Source organism: Patescibacteria group bacterium (assembly GCA_041645165.1).
In the GTDB taxonomy this organism is placed as follows: domain Bacteria; phylum Patescibacteriota; class Patescibacteriia; order 2-02-FULL-49-11; family 2-02-FULL-49-11; genus 2-02-FULL-49-11.
Window position 1 is genome coordinate 1 of sequence record JBAZQN010000013.1, and the last position, 20694, is coordinate 20694.

The 20694-nt window shown below is 49.0% G+C and carries 19 protein-coding genes; all 19 read right to left on the bottom strand.

Annotated features, from left to right (window positions below; translation table 11 throughout):
* Positions 1 to 330 precede the first annotated feature (330 nt).
* Positions 331 to 2898, bottom strand: coding sequence for a phenylalanine--tRNA ligase subunit beta (gene pheT / locus WC659_05335; protein MFA4873329.1), 2568 nt, complete (start codon positions 2896 to 2898; stop codon positions 331 to 333).
* A gap of 3 nt (positions 2899 to 2901) precedes the next feature.
* Positions 2902 to 3972, bottom strand: coding sequence for a phenylalanine--tRNA ligase subunit alpha (gene pheS, locus WC659_05340; GenBank protein ID MFA4873330.1), 1071 nt, complete (start codon positions 3970 to 3972; stop codon positions 2902 to 2904).
* A 78-nt stretch (positions 3973 to 4050) separates the two neighbouring features.
* A complete protein-coding gene (locus WC659_05345) occupies positions 4051 to 4437 on the bottom strand; it encodes a hypothetical protein (protein MFA4873331.1) in 387 nt (128 codons plus the stop codon).
* Between the two features lie 318 nt (positions 4438 to 4755).
* Positions 4756 to 5055 carry a DciA family protein gene (locus tag WC659_05350; protein ID MFA4873332.1) on the bottom strand — a complete coding sequence of 100 codons (300 nt, stop codon included), beginning with the start codon at positions 5053 to 5055 and terminating at the stop codon, positions 4756 to 4758.
* 95 nt (positions 5056 to 5150) lie between these two features.
* Positions 5151 to 5759, bottom strand: coding sequence for an NUDIX domain-containing protein (locus WC659_05355; GenBank protein ID MFA4873333.1), 609 nt, complete (start codon positions 5757 to 5759; stop codon positions 5151 to 5153).
* Positions 5760 to 5798: 39 nt separating this feature from the next.
* Positions 5799 to 9119: a UvrD-helicase domain-containing protein gene (locus tag WC659_05360; protein MFA4873334.1), complete on the bottom strand. Its 3321-nt coding sequence runs from the start codon at positions 9117 to 9119 to the stop codon at positions 5799 to 5801.
* Positions 9120 to 9255: 136 nt separating this feature from the next.
* A complete protein-coding gene (locus WC659_05365; protein ID MFA4873335.1) occupies positions 9256 to 9921 on the bottom strand; it encodes a hypothetical protein in 666 nt (221 codons plus the stop codon).
* An 865-nt stretch (positions 9922 to 10786) separates the two neighbouring features.
* Entirely contained in the window at positions 10787 to 11332 is a 546-nt protein-coding gene (locus WC659_05370; GenBank protein ID MFA4873336.1) for a hypothetical protein, read from the bottom strand.
* A gap of 197 nt (positions 11333 to 11529) precedes the next feature.
* The gene (locus WC659_05375; protein MFA4873337.1) at positions 11530 to 12750 is read right to left on the bottom strand and encodes a hypothetical protein; all 1221 of its coding nucleotides are present in this window, start codon (positions 12748 to 12750) and stop codon (positions 11530 to 11532) included.
* Between the two features lie 42 nt (positions 12751 to 12792).
* A complete protein-coding gene (gene atpC, locus WC659_05380) occupies positions 12793 to 13239 on the bottom strand; it encodes an ATP synthase F1 subunit epsilon (GenBank protein ID MFA4873338.1) in 447 nt (148 codons plus the stop codon).
* A gap of 159 nt (positions 13240 to 13398) precedes the next feature.
* Entirely contained in the window at positions 13399 to 14829 is a 1431-nt protein-coding gene (atpD, locus tag WC659_05385; GenBank protein ID MFA4873339.1) for a F0F1 ATP synthase subunit beta, read from the bottom strand.
* A gap of 90 nt (positions 14830 to 14919) precedes the next feature.
* Complete coding sequence (atpG, locus tag WC659_05390; GenBank protein MFA4873340.1) at positions 14920 to 15912, bottom strand: ATP synthase F1 subunit gamma; 993 nt, start codon at positions 15910 to 15912, stop codon at positions 14920 to 14922.
* A 112-nt stretch (positions 15913 to 16024) separates the two neighbouring features.
* Positions 16025 to 17626 (bottom strand): F0F1 ATP synthase subunit alpha, encoded by a 1602-nt coding sequence (gene atpA / locus WC659_05395; GenBank protein MFA4873341.1) that lies wholly within the window; start codon positions 17624 to 17626, stop codon positions 16025 to 16027.
* Positions 17627 to 17909: 283 nt separating this feature from the next.
* Positions 17910 to 18332 (bottom strand): F0F1 ATP synthase subunit delta, encoded by a 423-nt coding sequence (locus WC659_05400; protein MFA4873342.1) that lies wholly within the window; start codon positions 18330 to 18332, stop codon positions 17910 to 17912.
* 19 nt (positions 18333 to 18351) lie between these two features.
* On the bottom strand, positions 18352 to 18858 hold the full coding sequence (atpF, locus tag WC659_05405) for a F0F1 ATP synthase subunit B (protein ID MFA4873343.1): 507 nt from the start codon (positions 18856 to 18858) through the stop codon (positions 18352 to 18354).
* A gap of 7 nt (positions 18859 to 18865) precedes the next feature.
* The gene (locus tag WC659_05410; protein ID MFA4873344.1) at positions 18866 to 18991 is read right to left on the bottom strand and encodes a hypothetical protein; all 126 of its coding nucleotides are present in this window, start codon (positions 18989 to 18991) and stop codon (positions 18866 to 18868) included.
* Positions 18992 to 19009: 18 nt separating this feature from the next.
* Positions 19010 to 19267, bottom strand: coding sequence for an ATP synthase F0 subunit C (atpE, locus tag WC659_05415; protein MFA4873345.1), 258 nt, complete (start codon positions 19265 to 19267; stop codon positions 19010 to 19012).
* A gap of 150 nt (positions 19268 to 19417) precedes the next feature.
* Complete coding sequence (atpB, locus tag WC659_05420) at positions 19418 to 20158, bottom strand: F0F1 ATP synthase subunit A (GenBank protein MFA4873346.1); 741 nt, start codon at positions 20156 to 20158, stop codon at positions 19418 to 19420.
* 125 nt (positions 20159 to 20283) lie between these two features.
* Positions 20284 to 20562, bottom strand: a complete 279-nt coding sequence (locus tag WC659_05425; protein ID MFA4873347.1) for an AtpZ/AtpI family protein — start codon at positions 20560 to 20562, stop codon at positions 20284 to 20286.
* Between the last annotated feature and the right edge of the window lie 132 nt (positions 20563 to 20694).

The following is a 20694-nucleotide window of genomic DNA, read 5'->3' on the forward strand; positions in this document are numbered from 1 at the left end:
TCTGAAGGGGAATGCTCCTTGATTTGGCAACGAACTGCGTGCCGCACGCATTGCACCGATAGCCTTGTCTGCCCCTAAACCGACCATTCTTCTTCGTAGCTTGAGAACTGCATTGTGGACAAATTCTGTGGTTTTTTTGTAGCCATACTGTAACTTATTAAGGAATTATGGCTACAGTATTGCACAGAATGCACTTTTCAGCCTTACGAATTTACCATTATCCCCCATTTTTTAATTCTTGCAGGACAAACACATTTCATGTCATTCCGGACCAGATCCGGAATCCAGAAACAAAAAAATATGCTTTTTATAGACCTATTAGGATAAAATTTATTCCCTCACCCTCGCGGCGTGGTTTTTTTGCAGCCGCCCGATGATCTTCTGCATCTCTTCATCCACCTCCTTGCCGGTCAATGTCCGTGCGGGTGAGCGGAACGTGAGATGAAATGCAAGCGACTTCATTCCTTCAGGCACTCCGCGGCCGCGGAAAATATCGAACAGTTCTAATGATTCTAACAGAACGCTCGATGCGCCGCGAATGGTTTTTTCAACCCCTTCATACGTAATATTGTCCGCAATGACGATGGCGAGATCCCTCTCGATGGCAGGAAATTCCGGCAGAGGAATGAACTTTTTAACTGTCTGGTGGACTCCGGCCAATGTATCAATGTCGATGCTCATTACGGCGATATTGTGCTTCACGGTGACTCCCAAATCGGCATTAAGCAACGCGCTCGTCACGGCGCCGCCGCCTACCGGTACGCCGTTTGCAGCCACCGAAAATACCGTTCCCTTCTGGAAAGAGGTATGTTGCTGACCTTCGGCAATGGTAAGCTTCGCGTCATGTCCTGCCGCACGCAATAAGGCAGCCGCCAAACCCTCTATGCGTCGCAGCATTTCCTCTATCCCCGCTACGTCGCATAGTGCAAGCGAAAAAGTGACGGGCTGATGAGGCAAGCGTTCCTTTGCATTTTTCTTCACCGCGAATTCCCCCTCGCTGGGTATAAATATCCTCCCCCACTCGAAAAATGCAAGCGTTGACGCTTTATTTTTATTCAAACGGATGTCGTCAAAGAGACCGGGTAAAAGGCTCTGGCGGAGATAACGGGCATGCGGATCAACCGGATTCACCACTTCTACGTGCGCACCCTTTTCTAGTCCAAACCTCTCCCACGCGCGAGGATCCAAAAAAGGCTTATGTGCGACTTCATAAAATCCCACCCCAACCAAAAAATGCTTTATGATTCGCTCTAGAGTGTGATGCAACGAAAGAGGAGGCGGCGTTATCGGAAACGAGGGAAGCGCGTCAGGGATGCTATTGTAATCCAGATGCCGCCCTATTTCCTCAACGATATCTTCAGGGATAGACACGTCCCGTGTCGCGCGCCAAGCGGGCGGAATAATGTTCCAATTTTTCGCCGTTTCTTTTACTGAAAAACCCAACCCCTGTAAAATCTTTTTGGCAGATCCTCTCGATATTTTCATGCCGATCCTCCGCTCAATGAACTCATACGACATGGGAATGGGTTTTGGGGCTGGTATCGGTGCGTGTACGTCAACTGCCGCAGTCACTGACAATCCAGAATGATTTGTACTGCAGTCGTGTATGAGCTGCAATACCCGCGCAGTTGCCAACGCTGGCAAATTCGGATCTAATGACTTTTCGAACCGTTGCGACGCGTCGGTCTTTAAACCCAGCCGTGCTGATGTTTTTCGCACTGATACTGGATCAAACGTGGCGCTCTCGATAATGATAGAATCGGTATTCACTGACACTCCGGAGCCTTCGCCTCCCATCACGCCCGCAATCGCAATCGGCTTTTTTTGATCCGCAATCACCAACATTTCCTCATCCAGCGCCTGTTCGATGCCGTCCAACGTTTTCATCTTCTCTCCCTTTCTCGCCCTCCTCACCACCACCTCAACAATTCTTGATTCTTGATTCTTGATTCTTGATTCATCAAATATATGGATTGGTTGTCCGATCTCAAACATCACGTAATTTGAGATATCAACTAAGGGGCTTATCGACCGCTGTCCCACAGCTTCCAAGCGCTTCACCATCGACGCCGGCGTTTCAGCAATATGCACATTTTCAACCAAAGTGCCGATATACCGAGGACATAAACGCTTATCTTGCACTCTCACGACAAGTTTTGTATTCTGGGCATTGGATATTTGAATTTGTTTGGGATTTGGAAGCAAACGCAGCTTACAACCATATAAAACCGCCAATTCCCTTGCCATTCCGTAATGCGACCAGAGATCAGGGCGATTGGAAAGCGAAACATTTGAAATTTCAAATACGACATCATTTTTGCCGAGCGCCTGCGCAAGTGAAGAACCTAATTTTGCATGAGTATAAGAAATATCAAGAATCTGCGGCCCATCGCCCACCTTTGGTTGCACAGCCTGCAAACCCTCCAAACCAATCTCCTCACCGGCGCAGATCATGCCATAACTCTTCACGCCACGCACCTCTGCTTCTTTTAATTCTACTAATTCCCCTTCCCCATGCCATTTCACCATTGCGCCGGGCAGCGCGACTGCGACCAGCATCCCCGCTTTGACATTTTTCCCCCCGCACACAATTTCAACGACCGTATGGGAAATTGGAATTTGGAATTTGGAATTTAGGGATTGTTTGGGATTTTGGATTTGGGATTTTGGATTTATGAGTTTGCCAATATCCACTAAACAGATTTTTAATCGATCAGCATTTGGATGATCACGTACCTCCACCACCCTGCCTACTGCCATATCCGCATACCGATCCTCCTCCCGCTCCCACCCTTCCACTTCCACCACGTGCAAAGACAACATATCCGCCAGTTCCTGCGGCTGTATATTTTTTGGAAGATCCACGAATTCCCGTAACCAGTTTAGACTTATCTTCATATTTTAAAATTGTTCCAAAAACCTCATGTCCCCCGACCAGAAAAGACGGTTATCGTCGATCCCGTATTTCATCATGACGAGCCGGGCAGGGCCGAAACCGAAAGCAAACCCCGAATACTTCTTCGGATCCACGCCGCCGTTTCTCAATACCACCGGATGTACCAATCCCGCACCCATAAATTCAAGCCATCCAGTTCCTTTGCACACGCGGCAGCGTGAACCGTTTGCCGTCATTCCATTTTTTCCGCAGATCCGGCAGGAAACGTCATACTCCACCGACGGTTCGGTAAACGGGAAGAAGCCCGGGCGCGCGCGCGCTTCAACATTAGCGCCGAAAATTTCCTTTAGAAACATTCGCACCGTGGCATTCAAATGCGCAATGGAAATATCGCGGTCAATAACCAAACCTTCGATCTGTGGAAAACTGTTCTCGTGCCGCGCGTCAGTCGCTTCATTGCGATAGCACACACCGGGAATTATGCAGCGCAAAGGCACACCGTACTTCTCCATTGCCCTGATCTGCACCGGAGAGGTATGCGTGCGCAAAACTAATCGCGGCGAAGCCGCTCCACCATTTTGATCTTTGATTTTTAATTTTTGCATTTCAACGTAAAACGTATCCTGCATGTCTCTTGCCGGATGCCACGAAGACATATTGAGCGCGTCGAAATTGTACCACTCCGATTCCACCTCCGGCCCATCTGCGATAATGAAACCCATGCGGCTAAATAGGTCCTCCAATTGCCACCTCACTTGAGTGACCGGATGCAAGTGGCCTGCCTCTGGAACAAGCGGCGGGAGCGTGGCATCCACGGCGTTGCCCTCCTGCCCGAGAAGTTGCGCTTCTTGTGCATCACAAAGCTTCTCAAGCTTCTCTTTGAGCGCCTGCGCCGCCGGTCCGATTCTCTTGCGCTCCTCAAGTGAAAGCGAGCCTAATTTCCGCAACACTAACGTCAGCGCCCCATCGCTGCGGCCAAGATATTTTGCGCGCACGTTGTTGAGCGTTGATGCAGCATGGGCGGCTTCAATCGCCGCAACCGCTTCTTGTTCAATTTTACTAATCTCATTCTCCATTATATTTGTCATACTGAGCCTGGCGAAGTATTGCCCGATACGTCACCCATTCGACAAGCTCAGGGTGACACCTTGTGTTTAATGACTCATCCTTGGCTGTCTTGTCAAAAAGAATATTTCCAAAAGCGTAGCCGCAAGCAGTAATAAGAGGCTATTCCACCACGTGAGGAGCCTCCCTGACTGCAGCATCAAACTGACTACGCATATGAATGAGATGAGGAGCGCTTGCCTGAACGCATTGAGCACGTGCCAATAGAGCGGCACGCCCTTCCGCCACCGGGCGCGCGCAAGAAATCCGACAATCGACAAGGTCCCGAAGAGCGCGAAAAAAAGCGACCCTAAAAAAAGCGCGCGCCCGATCACGCCGCCGTCATACGGATCCACATTGAAGAGCACAAGCAAAAAGGCCCCCCACGCCACGAGCGTGGCAAAGATCATGACAAGGACATAGCGGCTAAGGGACATACGTCTGAAGCGAGAATCTAGAAGTTATCCCGCACTTTGAATTAAAATATTATATGATATGCGGGATCCCGCTATGGCGGGAGAATCTAGAATTAAGTATATAGAGTATACCGTTTTTATATGAAATTCTCAACTATATTACATTGCTAATCCTGTTCCAATTGTCATTCCAGACTTGATCTGGAATCTAGACAGAAACGTAAAAATCTATATTTCTTTTGGTCTTCTGGATTCCCGCTGGAGCTTACCCCATACCTTGATACGGGGAGGGAATGACCGTCAAAATCGGAACTAATATAACCACTAAGTATAATCTACTCAAGCAATAAAACGTATCCTCTCGATTTGAACCTTTGATCCCATCTTTTTTTTAAGCGCTGCTATTATCTCCTGCTCGTGGATTTTTACTTCCTGCGCCCAGACGGATGAAGTGCAGGACAGCGCGATTATGCCATCGCGTACATAGCGCACCCGCATGCTCCTTGCGCCATCCTCTCCCCATCGGCTTTTAAGCTCCCCTTCCATTGCTTCCATGATTTGCGCGGCTTCCACGCCCTGTACAATCCCATGGCGCTTCAATGTCCGGCTTAGCAATGTTTTTATAGATCTTAGTGCCATAATGTCCCCCTTTGTCATTCCCGCGCAGGCGGGAATCCAGAAACCAAAAACAAAGAAAAAACACTTCATTATTCTCTTTATTTCTGGATCCCGGATCAAGTCCGGGATGACGGTGAACCAATCAACAATTTTCTTATTTTCTCAAACACTTCCTGAAAATACTCCTTCTCCCCCGGAAACAGGGAAATGCCCTTCCCGTATTGCTCCGGGACTTTAAGTATCTCTTCTTCAGTAAAGAAACGCACTTCTGCCACAGCTGGTTTTTCTAACTTTAGCGCTTCCAACGGCCCGTCATATGGGTACGCAAAAATAGTCTGGAAGGCGCGATTCAAAAGGCCGCGGTGCTCGTCATGGACATCTTTCGTACGATAGATAATTTTCTTTAATTCTTCCGGTCGCGCTTCTATTCCCAGCTCTTCTTTCATCTCCTTGAGCGCACTCTCCAAATAAGTGCTTCCTGCTTCCACATGCCCGCCCACGGACACATCCCAGCAATTGGGAAACGATTCCTGGTGCGGACCGCGCAGCTGGAAAAGCAGCTCGCCTTTCCTGTTATACACCCACACGTGCACCTCGCGGTGCCAATCGCCATCGCGATGAACCTCTGTGCGCAATTTCCTCACGCCTGTCAGCTGGTCCCGCTCATCAACAATATCCACCATTTCCTTTAAATCATGGATTATGACAGGTTCGATACTATTCATATGGCGTTTAGTGGCGTAAGCATTGGCGTGAAATGGCTTCTACAACTGTCTAAATTCGCATATCCCTCGAAAATCGCAGAATTTGCACACGTTCGGCGAGGGGGTCGCATGGAAATCGCTCGACTTGATCTCGGTTATGGTTTTGAATATTTTTTCTTTTATTTTCGCAATCTCTTCCTCGGTGCCCAAAAATGATACTGGCTTCTGTTCATCAAGATAATAATACGTCAATCTCATAGGCTTCAACCCCAGCACCTCGCGCGCGGCAATCTGGTAGATAAGCAGCTGGTCTTTATCAGCAGTGTCCATGTCTTTCGCCCGTCCAGTCTTGTAATCAATGATCTCCACGCCGCCTTCTGCCTCATCAATGCGGTCAATCACGCCCTTGATGGTAATTATCTCTTCGCCTACTTCCCCATTGCTCATAACTCCCCCTTCAGAAAGGCTCACCGGGTCTTTCTGAATCCCCCCTCTTACCTTAAGAGGGGGTAAGGGGGCGTTACTTACTTTAATCTTTAAATTAAACCCTTGCTCTAAATATAATGGCAATGGCGGCTCTTCAGACAACTTCGCATGGAATTCCTCGAGAATCTTTTTCCCTTTTTCAAAATACTCCTTCTTGTGCTGATTTGATTCATACCAATCGTCTATCCAATTTTTTTCATAAAGCTGCAAAAGCACTTTGAGCGGCGGAACAGACTGCGGCCCATCTCTCCTCGTGGTACTGGCTGCACCGAACAAATCGGCTTGCGCGCCCTCGTGCGCTCTCATGAGCGCGAAAAATTGCTGGAGCGTCTGATGCATGGTGCGGCCGAAGCTGAAGGTAAATCTCCCCCTCACCGGCACATGAAGAATATGCGCAAAACGGTATTGATAAGGGCACGTTTCAAACGCCTTGAGCTGGGTGAAGGAAAACTTACTCGGCATTTCATGCCGCGCGCCCTTAGACGCATCCACAACGCTTTTAGGCGCTTGCGTCTGAGTGCGTAGTGAGTGCGTTTGAGTGCGACTTTCCTCTTCTGCCTTTTTCCCTCCCTTTACTTCATCTCCTTCCCCTGCTAACCCCAGTTCATACAGAAACTGCGAAGGCTTCTTTTTTCTCGCGCCCCCGTAATCTTCGGCGCGCGAAAATATTAGATTTTGCTTTGCCCGCGTCATCGCCACATAGAGCAGCCTGCGCTCCTCTTCCATGTGCACCTCTCCCTCGGGGATAATTTCCTTAACCAGTGCCAACGGCAACTCAATCGGATCTGCCCGCTCTACCGAAGGGAACCGCTTATCTACTAATTGGACAATAAATACCGTGTGAAACTCCAACCCTTTTGCGGCATGAACGGTCATGACTTTGACCGCCTCCGGCCCTTCCTCAAATGCATTTTCCAAGCTCCCTGCGTCGCCTGATTCTAGCTCCATTTCATGAGCTTCCAAAAATTGCTTTACGCTCGCATGCGGCAGTGACTGCTCAAACGCGCTGATTGCTTTATAGAATTGGTCAAGGTAGGAGAGTTGCTCTTTCGCTTCTGCCTCTGGAAGCTTTGTTAAGAAGCCTAAGTATCCTGATTCTTCCAAAAATTGCAACACCACCTTGCCTACGGACAATGACCGCACTGCCTGCGTCTGCCGCTCAATCAATCCCAAAACCACGGTGATGGCGCGATGCCCGTCCGTGGAAATGGCGGCAATCGCGCGCGCGCTCCTCAACGCTTCGTAAAGCGAAATGCTTTTCCTGTGCGCGTGCGATGTGAGCTCGACCATATCGTCCCATGGTATTTTGAAGCAAGGGATATTCAGCACTCTCCACATGCTCGCGCTCTCATGGTAATTGTCCAACAGCTTCAGCCAATTCACCACGTCAAGGATGACTCCCTTCGTATAGAGCCCTTTTGATGCCACATACTGCGACGGGATCTGAGCGCGATTAAGCGCCTGGATAAAGGCATCTGCCTGGCTGTTCGCGCGCACGAGGACAGCAAAATCATTCCATGTTAATGCGGGCTCGCTTTGTTTAATTTTTGCAATAGTATTGATGACCATTTGAGTCTCTTCCTCTCCGGTTTTTGCGACAAACTCGCGGATCTTCGCGGCTTCATTGCCCGCTGATATGAGCTTTTTCACAATTCCTTGCTGTGCCTCCAAACGGTTGGGGTTATTTTTTTGGATAAACTGGTAAGAAAGGTCAAGTATTGCCTGCGCTGATCGGTAATTTTGCGTCAGGACCACGGAAGTGGCGCGGGGATAGTCTTTTTTAAACTGTAAAATATTACTCATGGCTGCGCCGCGGAAACGGTATATAGACTGGTCGTCGTCCGCAACAACCGTCAAATTTCCCCCATAACCCTCCTCGGTGAGGGGTGGGCGATTTTTTGAGGGGTTAGGCGCCAAGGCTGTTTGATCGCGACCCGAAAAAAATTGTCCCAGCCCGAACTGAGGAGCAAACAGCTTTACCAGTTCGTACTGCGCCCAGTTGGTGTCCTGGAATTCGTCCACTAAAATATATTTGAATTGCCTTTGGTAGCGCGCCAAAATTTTCGGCCGTGTCTTCAAAAGTCGGAGGGTATACATGATGAGATCGCCAAAATCCAAAGCGCCCTCATCCAAAAGCAGCTGCTCGTACACCTTATACGCCCTCGCGATTTCCTCTAATCTTCCTGCATCAGACTCCTCCTCTCCACCGATTATAACTCCCCCTCCGTCTCCCCCTCTTACCTTAAGAGGGGGATGCCTGTCCGCCGCAGTCTCAACGGAGGCGGAGGGGGCGTTACTCGCCTCCTTTGTCCTTAATGACTTAGTGCCTCTATGGCTAATGACTGCGCCGCCCGTCGCTTCTCCTTGGTCAAGGTTTAATTTTAACTCTTCCACGTGATTTAAATAATCATCAGGTGTGACCCCTTCATCTTTCGCACGCGAAAAATGCTTGATGAGCGCATGGATGAACTTGGTGGGATTGCCAAGCGGGCGGTAATAGTCAAGATCGAATTTTTGGAAATTCTTCCGCACCAGCAGCCACTGGGCAGTGGTGTCTAAAAGCTTGAATTCATTCGGCAGCCCAATGTCAATCGCGTGCGCGCGCAGAAGGCGCTCGCCAAAGGAATGGAACGTGGAAATCCAGAGGTCCACATATCCCATGGGCAGGAGCCTGTCCACCCGCTCCTCCATTTCACCTGCCGCTTTGTCGGTAAAGGTGAGCCCCAAAATTTCATCACCCTTCGCGTACCCATCCCGAATCAGCCACGCAATCCTGCGGGTAATCACAGTAGTCTTGCCGGTTCCCGCGCCCGCGACTATCAAAAGCGGGCCCTCGCCATGGGTCACGGCCTCCCGCTGCGCCTGGTTCAAATCATCCAATAATAAATCCTTCATATTGTTATTCAAAACAATGTCATAGTGAGCCGAGACGAACTATTGCTGAAGCATCTCGGGCGTATGCCCGTACAGCTATTCTACCATATCCGACTTATTAAGAAACCACTCATTTCGCGCCAAATGAGCGGTTTCCTCAAAGAGGTACATAATGCACCCCTCTCCCTTCCCCTCCCACTTTCTTCAATCTTCCCTTACTCACCAACGCCACAAGATATCTTCGCGCGGTTGCGTCCGTTGTTCCTATCAAAATTTGCACCTCGTTATTCGTAATTTTTCCCCGCTCACGTGCACACTGCAAAATTTTCTCAAGCTTCTGATCGCGCCTCAAACGGCGCGCCTGCAATGCCGCCGCGCGTGAACCGATCAAACGTAATTTCGCCTCCTCCCGCGCTCTTGCCTCATCATACACTTTCACCTCGCGCACCACTTCTTTTTCAACAATCTTCTCTATTGGCTTCTCCGCCACTCTCTCGACAACCTTCTCCGCTGGTTTCTCAACGACCCGTTCTACGATTTTTTCAACTGGCTTCTCAACGATTTTCTCAACCTCCATAATCTTCTCCACCGGGACCTCTCTTACCACTTCCCTTATCACCTCCACCGGCCTGTCGATATAGTCCCCTCCTTGCGAAGGAGGGGTCGAAGGGGAGGTCTCGACCGATTCTGCTGCTTCAACACTTTCTTCCGCATCATTCTCATCCATCCCTCTCCCTCCCAAGGGAGAGGATTGAGGTGAGGGTGTCTCATTTGGCACTGGTTCGGCCTGTACCAAATTTTCCTCCTGATTTGTGTCTTCCATACGAACTAAGTGTATCACAAATTCAAAATCCCCTCCTTTCAAGAAAGCGATGGTCGATTGTCTCCCCCTTACGAAGGGGGAGTTTGAGGGGGTCCAATCAATGATTCCCCATAAAAACTTGACAGAGAGAGAGAGAAGGGTGGTAGAAAGACTTGAATAAACCACCGTTCCAAAACCAACTCACTAATTTATAAGGAGCTATACGATGCAACGCATTGTAGTTCTCATCGTGGCTCTGTGGTTAGCCTTTGGACAAACTTTCGCCCAAGAAAAACCACAAAAAATATTCATTCCCGACTCGTGTCTCGCACTCGGGGACACATTACAAATTATAAGTACGCCACGATGGCGTTTTTCAGAACACGAAACGAGTGTAAGAGTATGCGTATTCGAGGTTGGAAACCGAAATGTTGTTACAGAAATTCCGAGACGTGTTGATCAACCGTCATTTCACATTCTCGGCTTAGAAGTGGGCCTAATACCGGGAAATGGACAAACACATAAATATGTGAGAGTAAAAGAGGGTTGTAATAAACTCCGAAACGATATCAAAAATGAAATCGAAAAAATGATGCCTGGGAGGAAGGCATATTGGTAACTCTCTGCTAGGAGATGCAAACCAAAAACCCGGATCGTCTTTGGGGAAGACTTTCCGGGTTTGCGCTTTTTGTCTTTTATTTCGTCTATAATAAACACCCATTCAAACCTCATCAAATCAACTCCTGAATGTTTCTTCACCTAAAACACCACCTAACCTCTCTATAATATTACCCCCATTATTCACGATCGTGGTATATGGGGGTAAGGAAATTTCTGCTTTTTTCATATTTATTCAATGACTCTCCGCTTAGTAAATTCCCTTCCTTTAAAACACCTTCTCTGCCACCACGAACTTCACCCTGTCTCCAAGATCGCAATTCGCCACGATCCTTCCCACAAATTCAAACGCTTTAGGATCATGGGTGAGAAACACGCTTAATTGCAGCTGTGAAAAGCCAAGAGAATAAAGCACTCTCCTTAAAGTGTCCCTAAAATGGCGGTACTTCTCTGGAATGTCGAAGATAACGAGATACCCTTTCCCCTTTCCTCCCTTTGCTGTTTCATGGAGATGCATAGCATAGTAACTTGCATATTTTATCCACCCCTTAGGAGTGAGCCGATATTTCCCCTCTTTCCCCTTCGCCCCGGTTACCAAATCAGCGCGCATAAGGTTCTCAAAAGCCTTATTGATCCGTTTCTTTTCTTTCTTTATCCGCTCGCGCTGGTCCTGCTCCCATCGCTTAATCTTTCTATGATCATTAAAACCAAACAGTTCCATGGCAGCGCCCGAGCTCATGCTAAATAAGGGCTCGAGCTCTGCCAGCTTCGCCAATAGCCGCTCGGTCAAAGGTTCTTTGGTAGTTAAACCCATATTCTATATTCACTACTTATCCACAATCTCATCAAATCTCCTCCACCAATTATATCATTAATAGGAGAAAAAACTTACCCCCATTAGTCACGATCGTGGTATATGGGGGTAAAAATTATAGTCTTTTTTCCAACAATTATCTCATTAATTTTTAAAATCTCTTATTCTCAATATAATGTTTTGAAAATAATCGATCTTTAGGCTGCGGCGCGTTTGGCTGAAGACGGTGCATAACATGCAGCAAGCAGAGCGTCCTTCCTCATATACGCGCTAAATTCATCTTCACTCAATCCTTGTGGATCAAGAGGCCCCACAATAGCCCCAAACCGCACATAATCATTAGGATCCTCAAAACCCTTAATGCCTGCGCGACCGAGGGGAATATCTATCCAGTGTACCCCAAGTTTGACTTCCCAATCTTCCATTACTGTTTTTGGTGACCGATAAACCGTAGCCCCCACTGCATTTCCTGCGGCTTTTTTCGCCTCATAATCATCATAATACTCCTGCTGCACCTTCGGATGCAAAAACATCGTCTGCAAAAACTGGAACCGTTTCGAGAAATCCCACCACTTCTCCGCCTTATCTCTCATAAATTTATGTTCTTCGTATGCACGCTCCGGCCCCATCTCGTCTTCCGCGAGCGGAAACAATATTCCATTCTGCATCTGCTCCAGCCTCTCTCTCAAAGAAATTATCCTCTTCTCAACATCGTCTCTTTTCCTTTTCGTTTTAAACACACCTTGCCTCAACTTTTCCTCCAAGGCGCTCATTTCCTTAGTTACGGACTCCTGAATATCCTGCACACCATCCTTGTATAATTGGGAAAAGGCTCCTGTCTGCAATAACATGTCTGCAAATAGTAAATAATTTTCATTGTTTTCAGGATTCAATTCCGTGGAAAAATCCCTGCGTATTTTATCCTGTGGACCGAATTCTTTCGCTTTCCCCATCACCACACGCTCAAAACTTCTGTGTCTTGCCTTTACTCTCATAAAATTATTCTTCTGCTCAACCCTGTTTATGTTTGCCCAGCGGTTCAGAGCGGTAACACCGATAAGACCTGACACTGCCAGATAGTCGTGGTCTTCCGAATACATAACACGCGCAAGAAGTTTCACAATGTCACGATCGTCCATTTCCATGAGCTGTTTTCCTCTCTGTGGAAACGCTTCACGATAGGCATTAATCGCTTCCATTATACGTTCCGGGCTAAGGGCTTCTTCGCGTTCTTTTAAAGCCCTCTCCTGCGCTTCCTGCTCTTGCCGCGCCAGCTCCTCCGGTGTGGACTCCGGAGGTTTTTGCCCTTCAAGAGCCTGTTCTGGAGATGGTGGTTTATCAAATAAACCGCCCGCAGCCAAACCAGCTACTCCCCCTAACGCTATCCTAAAAAATTCTCCTCGCGAAATATCTCTCATAGACTCAACGAGGCGAGTAGTGCTCGCCTCGTGTTAATATTCTTATTCCTCCGTCTGTATCTGCGGGCCGGGCCGCTTGAGGTGCGCGTACTTGCGGGCAACCTTGAGGCGCGCCAGCTCTTTTTCTATCTTGACGGCAAGCGCCGCGTAATCAACGTCATCTGCCTGGCGCTCTGCTAACAGCTTCCTTGCCCGCTCCTTCGCTTCTTCCGCGCGCGCGGTATCGATCTCCTGCACTCTCTCGGCACTATCTGCGAGCACAGTCACCTGATTTCCTTCCCTCACCTCGACAAACCCGCCCGAGATTGCCATGGGATGCGCCTCCACTCCCTTGCGCACGATAAGCTCGCCTGAGGTTACCGTGGACACGAGCGGGATATGATGCGGCAAAATAGTGATCTCGCCCGTGGACGTGGGAAGGGTAAGAGAGTCTATCTCGTCCTCGTAGACGATTCGTTCCGGAGTTACAATTTTAAATTTAATAGTCATAGAAGCGAGTTTACGCTAACGATAACGCGACAATACGCTACTTGATTCTAGCTTTATCATATATACGACGTTTAATATCAACTCCTCGGGATAGAGAAAATCGCTAATCACTTTCTTCATATGGCGTGAACTAGCGTACAAACTGGCGTAAACTGGCTTCTACTTTACGTCTTCAATGCCGCCTTTCATGAAAAACGCCTGTTCGTTTTTACTGTCATGTTTTCCTTCCAAAATTTCCTTAAAGCCGCGGATGGTCTCTTTTAAGGGCACGTACTTTCCCGCGGTTCCGGTGAAAGTTTCCGCTACGAAGAACGGCTGCGAAAGGAACCTCTGGATCTTGCGGGCGCGCGCCACCGTGAGCTTGTCCTCATCGGAGAGTTCTTCAATCCCCAAAATCGCGATGATGTCCTGCAGGTCTTTGTAGCGCTGAAGCACCTTTTGCACTCTGCGCGTAATTTCATAATGCTCTGCGCCGACCACTGAAGGATCAAGTATAGTGGAAGTGGAATCAAGAGGATCAACCGCAGGGTAGATGCCAAGCTCCGCCAAAGAGCGGGAAAGCACGACGGTAGAATCAAGGTGCGAGAAGGTCGTCGCGGGCGCAGGATCGGTCAGGTCGTCCGCAGGCACGTAGATCGCCTGCACCGAGGTGATAGAGCCTTTCTTCGTGCTGGTAATCCTTTCCTGCAATTCGCCCATTTCCGTGGCAAGCGTCGGCTGGTAGCCCACTGCGGACGGGATGCGCCCGAGCAATGCCGACACTTCGGAGCCCGCCTGCGTAAACCGGAAAATGTTATCTATGAAGAGCAGCACGTCTTTGCCTTCGGTGTCGCGGAAATATTCAGCCATGGTAAGGCCGGTGAGGCCTACCCGCGCGCGGGGACCAGGAGGCTCATTCATCTGGCCGAACACCATGACCGTCTTATCAAGCACGCCTGACTCGATCATTTCATAATAAAGGTCGTTTCCCTCTCTTGAGCGCTCTCCTACTCCCGCGAATACAGACACGCCCCCGTGCTCTGCGGCAATATTGCGGATAAGCTCTTTTACTACCACGGTTTTCCCCACGCCTGCGCCGCCGAAGAGCCCCACTTTGCCCCCTTTCAATATCGGGCAGATAAGGTCGATAACCTTGATGCCTGTTTCAAAAATTTCTGAGGTGGTGGATTGTTCGGAAAACGGCGGCGCCTGGCGGTGGATGGGGAGCGTCTGTTTCGCTTTCACCGGTTCTTTCTCGTCAATTGCTTCACCGAGCACGTTAAAAAGTCTCCCTAAGGTTTCTTTCCCCACCGGCACGGAGATGGGAGCGCCAGTATCGCGCGCGGGCATGCCGCGCTGCAGGCCATCAGTGGATCCCATGGCCAGGCACCGCACCAATCCCCCGCCCATGTGCTGCTGCACCTCAAGCACTAGTTTTCTATCCTTATTTCCTTTGTCACCCTGAGCCTGTCGAAGGGTCTCTCCTTCGCTAAGTATAACTTCAATTGTGTGGTAAATCATAGGCAGATGGTTTTCAAATTTCACGTCAACGACAGCGCCGATAACTTGCGCGATGACGCCTTCGGATACTGACGTAGTTTTTGTAGACATAATAATAATTCTTAAGAATTAACGTATAATGTATCTCGTATCATGTATCAGGCCATATCCCCTAATACGTAATACCAAATACCTAATACGTCACCTTTCAATCGCAATCCTTCCCGCGCTGATTTCGGCGATCTCTCTCGTGATGCCCGCCTGCCGATCGTGGTTATAGAGCAAGGTTAGCTCATCAATCATTTCTCCTGCGGCGTCCGTCGCGTTCCTCATCGCGAACATGCGCGAGGAATGCTCTGACGCATTGGATTCCAAAATCGCCTGATAAAGCTGCATCTCCACAATGCGGGGAAGTAGCCCCACAAGCACCGCTTGGGGAGAAGGCTCAAAAAGGTAACCATCCTCTTCAACCGCATCCATACGCATCAACGACGCATTCATACGCTCGCTCGTTTCATCATCCTGCGTTTGATTGCGTAGTGAGTGCGTTTTAATGCGATCAGGGGTCTGAATGCGTCTGCCGACGCTGCCGAGGTAAGGATCATCGCTTATTAAAGGAAGAAGCTGCTTGATCCTTGGCTTTTGCACTAAGCTCGACACGAAATCCGTATACGCTATCACGATCCGATCATACGTGCCTTTCAAATATTCATCAATCACGAGGCGCGCGAGGGGGCGTATTTCCTCCACCCGCTCGTTCACGTCGAGTTTGGTGAATTCGGCGATCATCGTATGGCCGCGCTTTTGCATTACTTCTCTTCCCTTGCGCCCCATAATCACGAGGTCTGCTTCCACATTCACTTTTTCTTTATGATGGAGAATATACTGGCGCGCCATTTCTATAATGTTCGTATTGAAACTGCCGGTAAGGCCGCGGTTAGAGGTGATGAGGATGAGGCCAATTTTTTTAATAGTGCCGCGCTCCTCCAAGAGGGCGTGGTAGCGCGTGTTCGTCTTCTCCACAATCGCCTGCACCACTTCCCACGCGAGCGTGGCATAGGGCCTTGTGGAGAGCACGTTCGCGACCGCCTTGCGCATTTTCGCGGCAGACACCATCTCCATCGCGCGGGTTACTTGGCGCGTGGATTTAATTGATTTAATTCTTCGGCGAATTTCGCGTCCTTGTCCGGGCATACCTTGTTGGTAAGTTTCAATTCTCAATATTCAATTTTCAAACGTTTGAAAATTGAATCATTGAAAAATTAATTGAACATTGAAAATTTTTATATCCATTATATGCAAAACGCTAACTCTGAACTTTAATATTTTTATACTCGTTCAGTGCGTCTTTCAATTTCTCTTCCACCTCTTCAGTTAATTCCTTCTTCTCTCTAAGAAGTTTCATGAACTCCTGCTTTGAGGTGTCCAGATAACGATGCAATCCTTCCTCCCAAGAGCGGATTTCCTCTACCGGCACGTCATCTACATATCCGTTCGTGGCGGCATAGAGGATGACTATCTGGTGTTCGACAGACATCGGCTCGTACTGGCCTTGCTTCAAAATTTCGGTCAAGCGTTTCCCGCGCTCGAGCCTCGCGCGCGTCTCCGGATCAAGGTCGCTCCCAAATTGCGCAAATGCGGCAAGTTCCCGATATTGCGCCAATTCAATTCTCAGCTTCCCTGCGACTTTTTTCATCGCCTTCACCTGTGCGGCTGATCCCACGCGGGAAACTGACAAGCCTACATTCAGCGCGGGCCTGATGCCCTGATAAAAGAGGTCGCCCTCGAGATAAATTTGCCCGTCGGTGATGGAGATGACGTTGGTGGGAATATATGCGGAAATATCGCCTGCCTGCGTTTCAATGATAGGTAGCGCGGTAAGCGACCCACCGCCGTGCGCTTTATTGAGTTTGGCTGCGCGTTCCAAAAGCCGCGAGTGGAGGTAAAAAATATCGCCCGGGTACGCTTCCCTGCCTGGTGGGCGCCGCAGAAGCAGCGACATTTGCCTGTAAGACCATGCGTGCTTGGAAAGGTCGTCATAAATCACCACCACATCTTTTCCCTTATCCATGAAATATTCGCCCATGGCGCAACCCGCGTAGGGCGCGATAAACCATAAGGGAGCTGGCATTGACGCGCCAGCCACGACCACGATGGTGTTTGCCATCGCATCCCGCTTTTCAAGCTCGGCGACTATCTTTGCCACTTTGGAATCCTTCTGGCCAACAGCGACATAGATGCTAATAACGCCGCTCTCGCGCTGGTTCACGATCGTGTCAATCACCAGCGCGGTCTTTCCTGTCTGGCGGTCGCCGATGATGAGTTCCCTCTGCCCGCGGCCAATGGGAATCATGGAGTCAATCGCTTTGATGCCTGTCTGCAGAGGTTTATTGACTGATTCGCGGGCAATGACTCCAGGAGCGATCTTTTCTACTGGGTAATACGCTAGTTCACGCGACTGGCCACGCGAGTTCACGCCACCTCGATCTTGCGTTAACTCGCGCTCACCTTTGCGTAAACTTGCTTCTACGACAGGTCCCTTCCCGTCAATGGGCTCTCCCAAAGGATTAACCACGCGGCCGATGAATCCTTCGCCTACCGGCACCGAGAGCACCCTGCCAGTCAAGCGCACTTCATCACCCTCTTTTACCTTCTCCTGTTCGCCTAAAATAATGGCGCCGATTGAATCCTGCTCAAGGTTCATGGCAACGCCGCTCACCGGCTTAGCCTCCCCTTGGGGTAAAAACTCAATCATTTCCGACATCCGCACATTGCTCAAGCCTGCTATCCTCGCGACCCCGTCGCCCACTTCCATCACCTCTCCGACTTCGGCGACTTCGGGAGAAAATTGAAACTCATCAACTTCTTTTTTTAGCGCGGCTACAATTTGGTCTTTGGTGGTATTCATAGTCAAATATAACAATTATAGATACATTCCTTTACAAATGATTAAGCCTGCGTCGCCAGTTTACGCACGAGGACTGTGCGAGCGAGTTCCACAGAAGTAAACTGGCGAAACTGGCGGGATATAAAATGGTTACTGCTCACTGAGTTCAACACGACGCGAAGGAATGCCAATTTTTCGAGGATTTAGGCGTTCAAGCTGCTTGGTCGCGTCCGCAGAAAAATTGTGCATTCCGAACGGCGAGGACCTTGAGTGAGCACTTACATAAAAAGTATCTCTATAAGAATTAAACTTGTGCACTATATAATTTCTGCCGTAAATCCGCAAGCCACCTCCCCACGCTCGCGTCATACACATACCCCCTCGCCTTAAGCTTCACGCCGCCTATCAGCACAGGATCAATTATCCTCTCGAGCGCCACGCTTCGTTTTCCTGTGGTGGGATGCAGCGCATCGAGGAGATACTTTATCCATTCTTTTTCTTGCGTCGGGCCATGCGCCCTGCCTGACGTAAGCGTAACCGCAATCATCCCCTCCCGCTCATACAGCACCTCGTCAAACGCGCGTATAATCTTCGACAGCATTCCCCAATGCCGCCGCTGCTGCAATACCTGGAGCATCCGCCGCATGATGGCGGGCAGCTCTTTCTCCGGAGCGGCTTTTACCGCTTCATAGAGCGCTTCTGCGTATGTTCTCGGGGTGGTTTTCATGGCAAATGCTATAGTAATGCTATTGCGATACGGTTATATGCTTAATCGCTTCCTCAATAAATTTCCTATCCTCTTTCTCGTCCATTTTTCGCTTCAACACTTTCTCCGTGACTCCGATCACTAGATCCGCAGCTTCCGCCTGTACCCCCTTAAAAAGCGACTCCCGCTCTGACGCGATCTGCTCGCGCGCTTTGGCTACTATTTTCTCTGATTCCAACTTCGTGCGCTCAAGTGTTGATTGTTTCACCTGTTCTGCCTGCACGGCGGTTTCTTCCATCACTTTTGCCGCTTCTCGCTTTGCTTCCTCGACCTTCTGCATCTTTAGCTGATCAAATCTTTTGGACTCGGCATCAACCCGCGCCGCTTCTTCAAGGCTCTTCTCTATCCTCTCTCTCCGCTTCTCAAGTACCGTAAGAATCGGCCGATAGAGGAACCGATAGAGGATGAAAAGGAGCACGGTGAAATTGATGATCTGTGCGATAAGCAACCGCCAATCAATCCCTAACTTCGAGAACAATTCTTGCATAAAATATTCAAGTTAATTCTACGTGGGGAACGACCCCCTCTTCATCTCCCCCTGCTTCAGCCAAAGGCTGATCCGCCTCTGGCGGAAAGGGGGAGACATGGTGAGGGTTATTCGCATCTGGGTTTACCCGCATAACTCTCTGCAATTATCATTAAACGAATTTGATGATCAGCGCCACGACAAGTGCATAAATGGCGATAGCTTCGGTGAACGCGACCGAGAGAATCATCGCGGTCTGGATCTTGGCGCCCGCTTCCGGATTTCTCCCGATTGATTCCACTGCTTTTGATCCGATGCGTCCGATGGACAGCGACGGGAACACCGCGCCCAGCACGATGGTCGCGCCGGTCATGATGACCTTGATCGAATCAAGATTGTTGGCCACTGCGTTTGTTACTTCTTCAGACATAAATTTAATATAATTATTTTCTTAGATCGACGACCTTGATGCCAACTCGACCTGTATATGTTGGCGACGCTCAGGAATTTCGCGCCTTGTGAAAAATATTAACGTCGACCCGCCCAAATCTTGCTCGGACAAAACTGAGGCAGGCTTGCGTCAATGTTCGGCTTCCACGGTAGCCATGGTTAAGAATACCAGTGTCAGCATGGAAAATACCAGTGCCTGGACGAATCCAACAAAAAGTTCCAGAAAAAGGAACGGCAGGGGCGCAAACCACGGAAGCAGAAACAGCACCACAGTAAGCAGCACTTCGCCTGCAAAAATGTTGCCGAATAACCGAAAAGAGAATGAAATCACTTTTGCCACCTCTGATACGAGCTCGAGAATGCCCACAAAAAAAAGAATCGGATTTTTAAAATTAAAAAATTTCGACGCGTACTTAACAAATCCTATCGTAGCGATACCCATGACCTGGAGCGATGCTACCGCTACCAAGGCAATCGCAATGGTCACATTCAGATCCGCAGAAGACGAGCGCAGGAACGGCACCAGTATCTGCCGCCCCCCGTGCTCTTCCCAAATGCCGATTGTGCCTAATCCCGGCACTACTTCCACTAAATTAGATGCGAGGACAAAAATGAAGATGGTAGCGACAATGGGGAAAAAATTTTTTGATTTCTCTCGGTCATGGGTTACCGAAGTGATAAAATCAAACATTCCTTCCAAGATGGCCTCCAACACATTCTGCAAGCCGTGCGGCACTTCCCTTAAGCGGCGCGTCCCCAAAAACGCAATGCTTATAAGCAGGAGGGAAATCGCGAGCGCCACCAGGAGCGTATTCGTCACGGGAAACGTGCCCCAATAGAACAGAGCTTCTGCGGCTATACTAATGTTCATACTCAACGAAAATCAAAATGCAAAATGTCACCGCCTTAGCGGGATCCCGCATACCAAAGATATTGAAATAAGGTGCGGGACAAAACTCAAAATTATGGAGTCCCGCCCCGCGGGACGAAATACCTTCATTTTGATTTTTGACTTTTGATTTTTGAATTATCACTTTCCATCTCCTTCGTAATCTCCTTCGTTTTTTTATACACGCCTATAGTGGTTACTACGAGTGATATAAAAATTCCCACAAGCAACGCAAGGGGGGACGTGCCAAAACGTTTATCGAGGAATCGCCCAAGAAGGGCAAATACCACGAGCGGCACAGCAATGAGATATCCCAAATTCCAAGCCAATGACAGCGCTTGCCACAATGTTGAACGCTCTTTTTTCCCTTCATCAGTATTATCCATACCCGCCTAAGTCTTGCAGGTTCACTGCGTAAAATACCACATTAATAAAGTATTGTTTCAGAGGTTTCCTTATACTGAAAGTGAATGACATACAGAATTTAGGCTGGCACATTTCGGCAATCATTGTAGCGA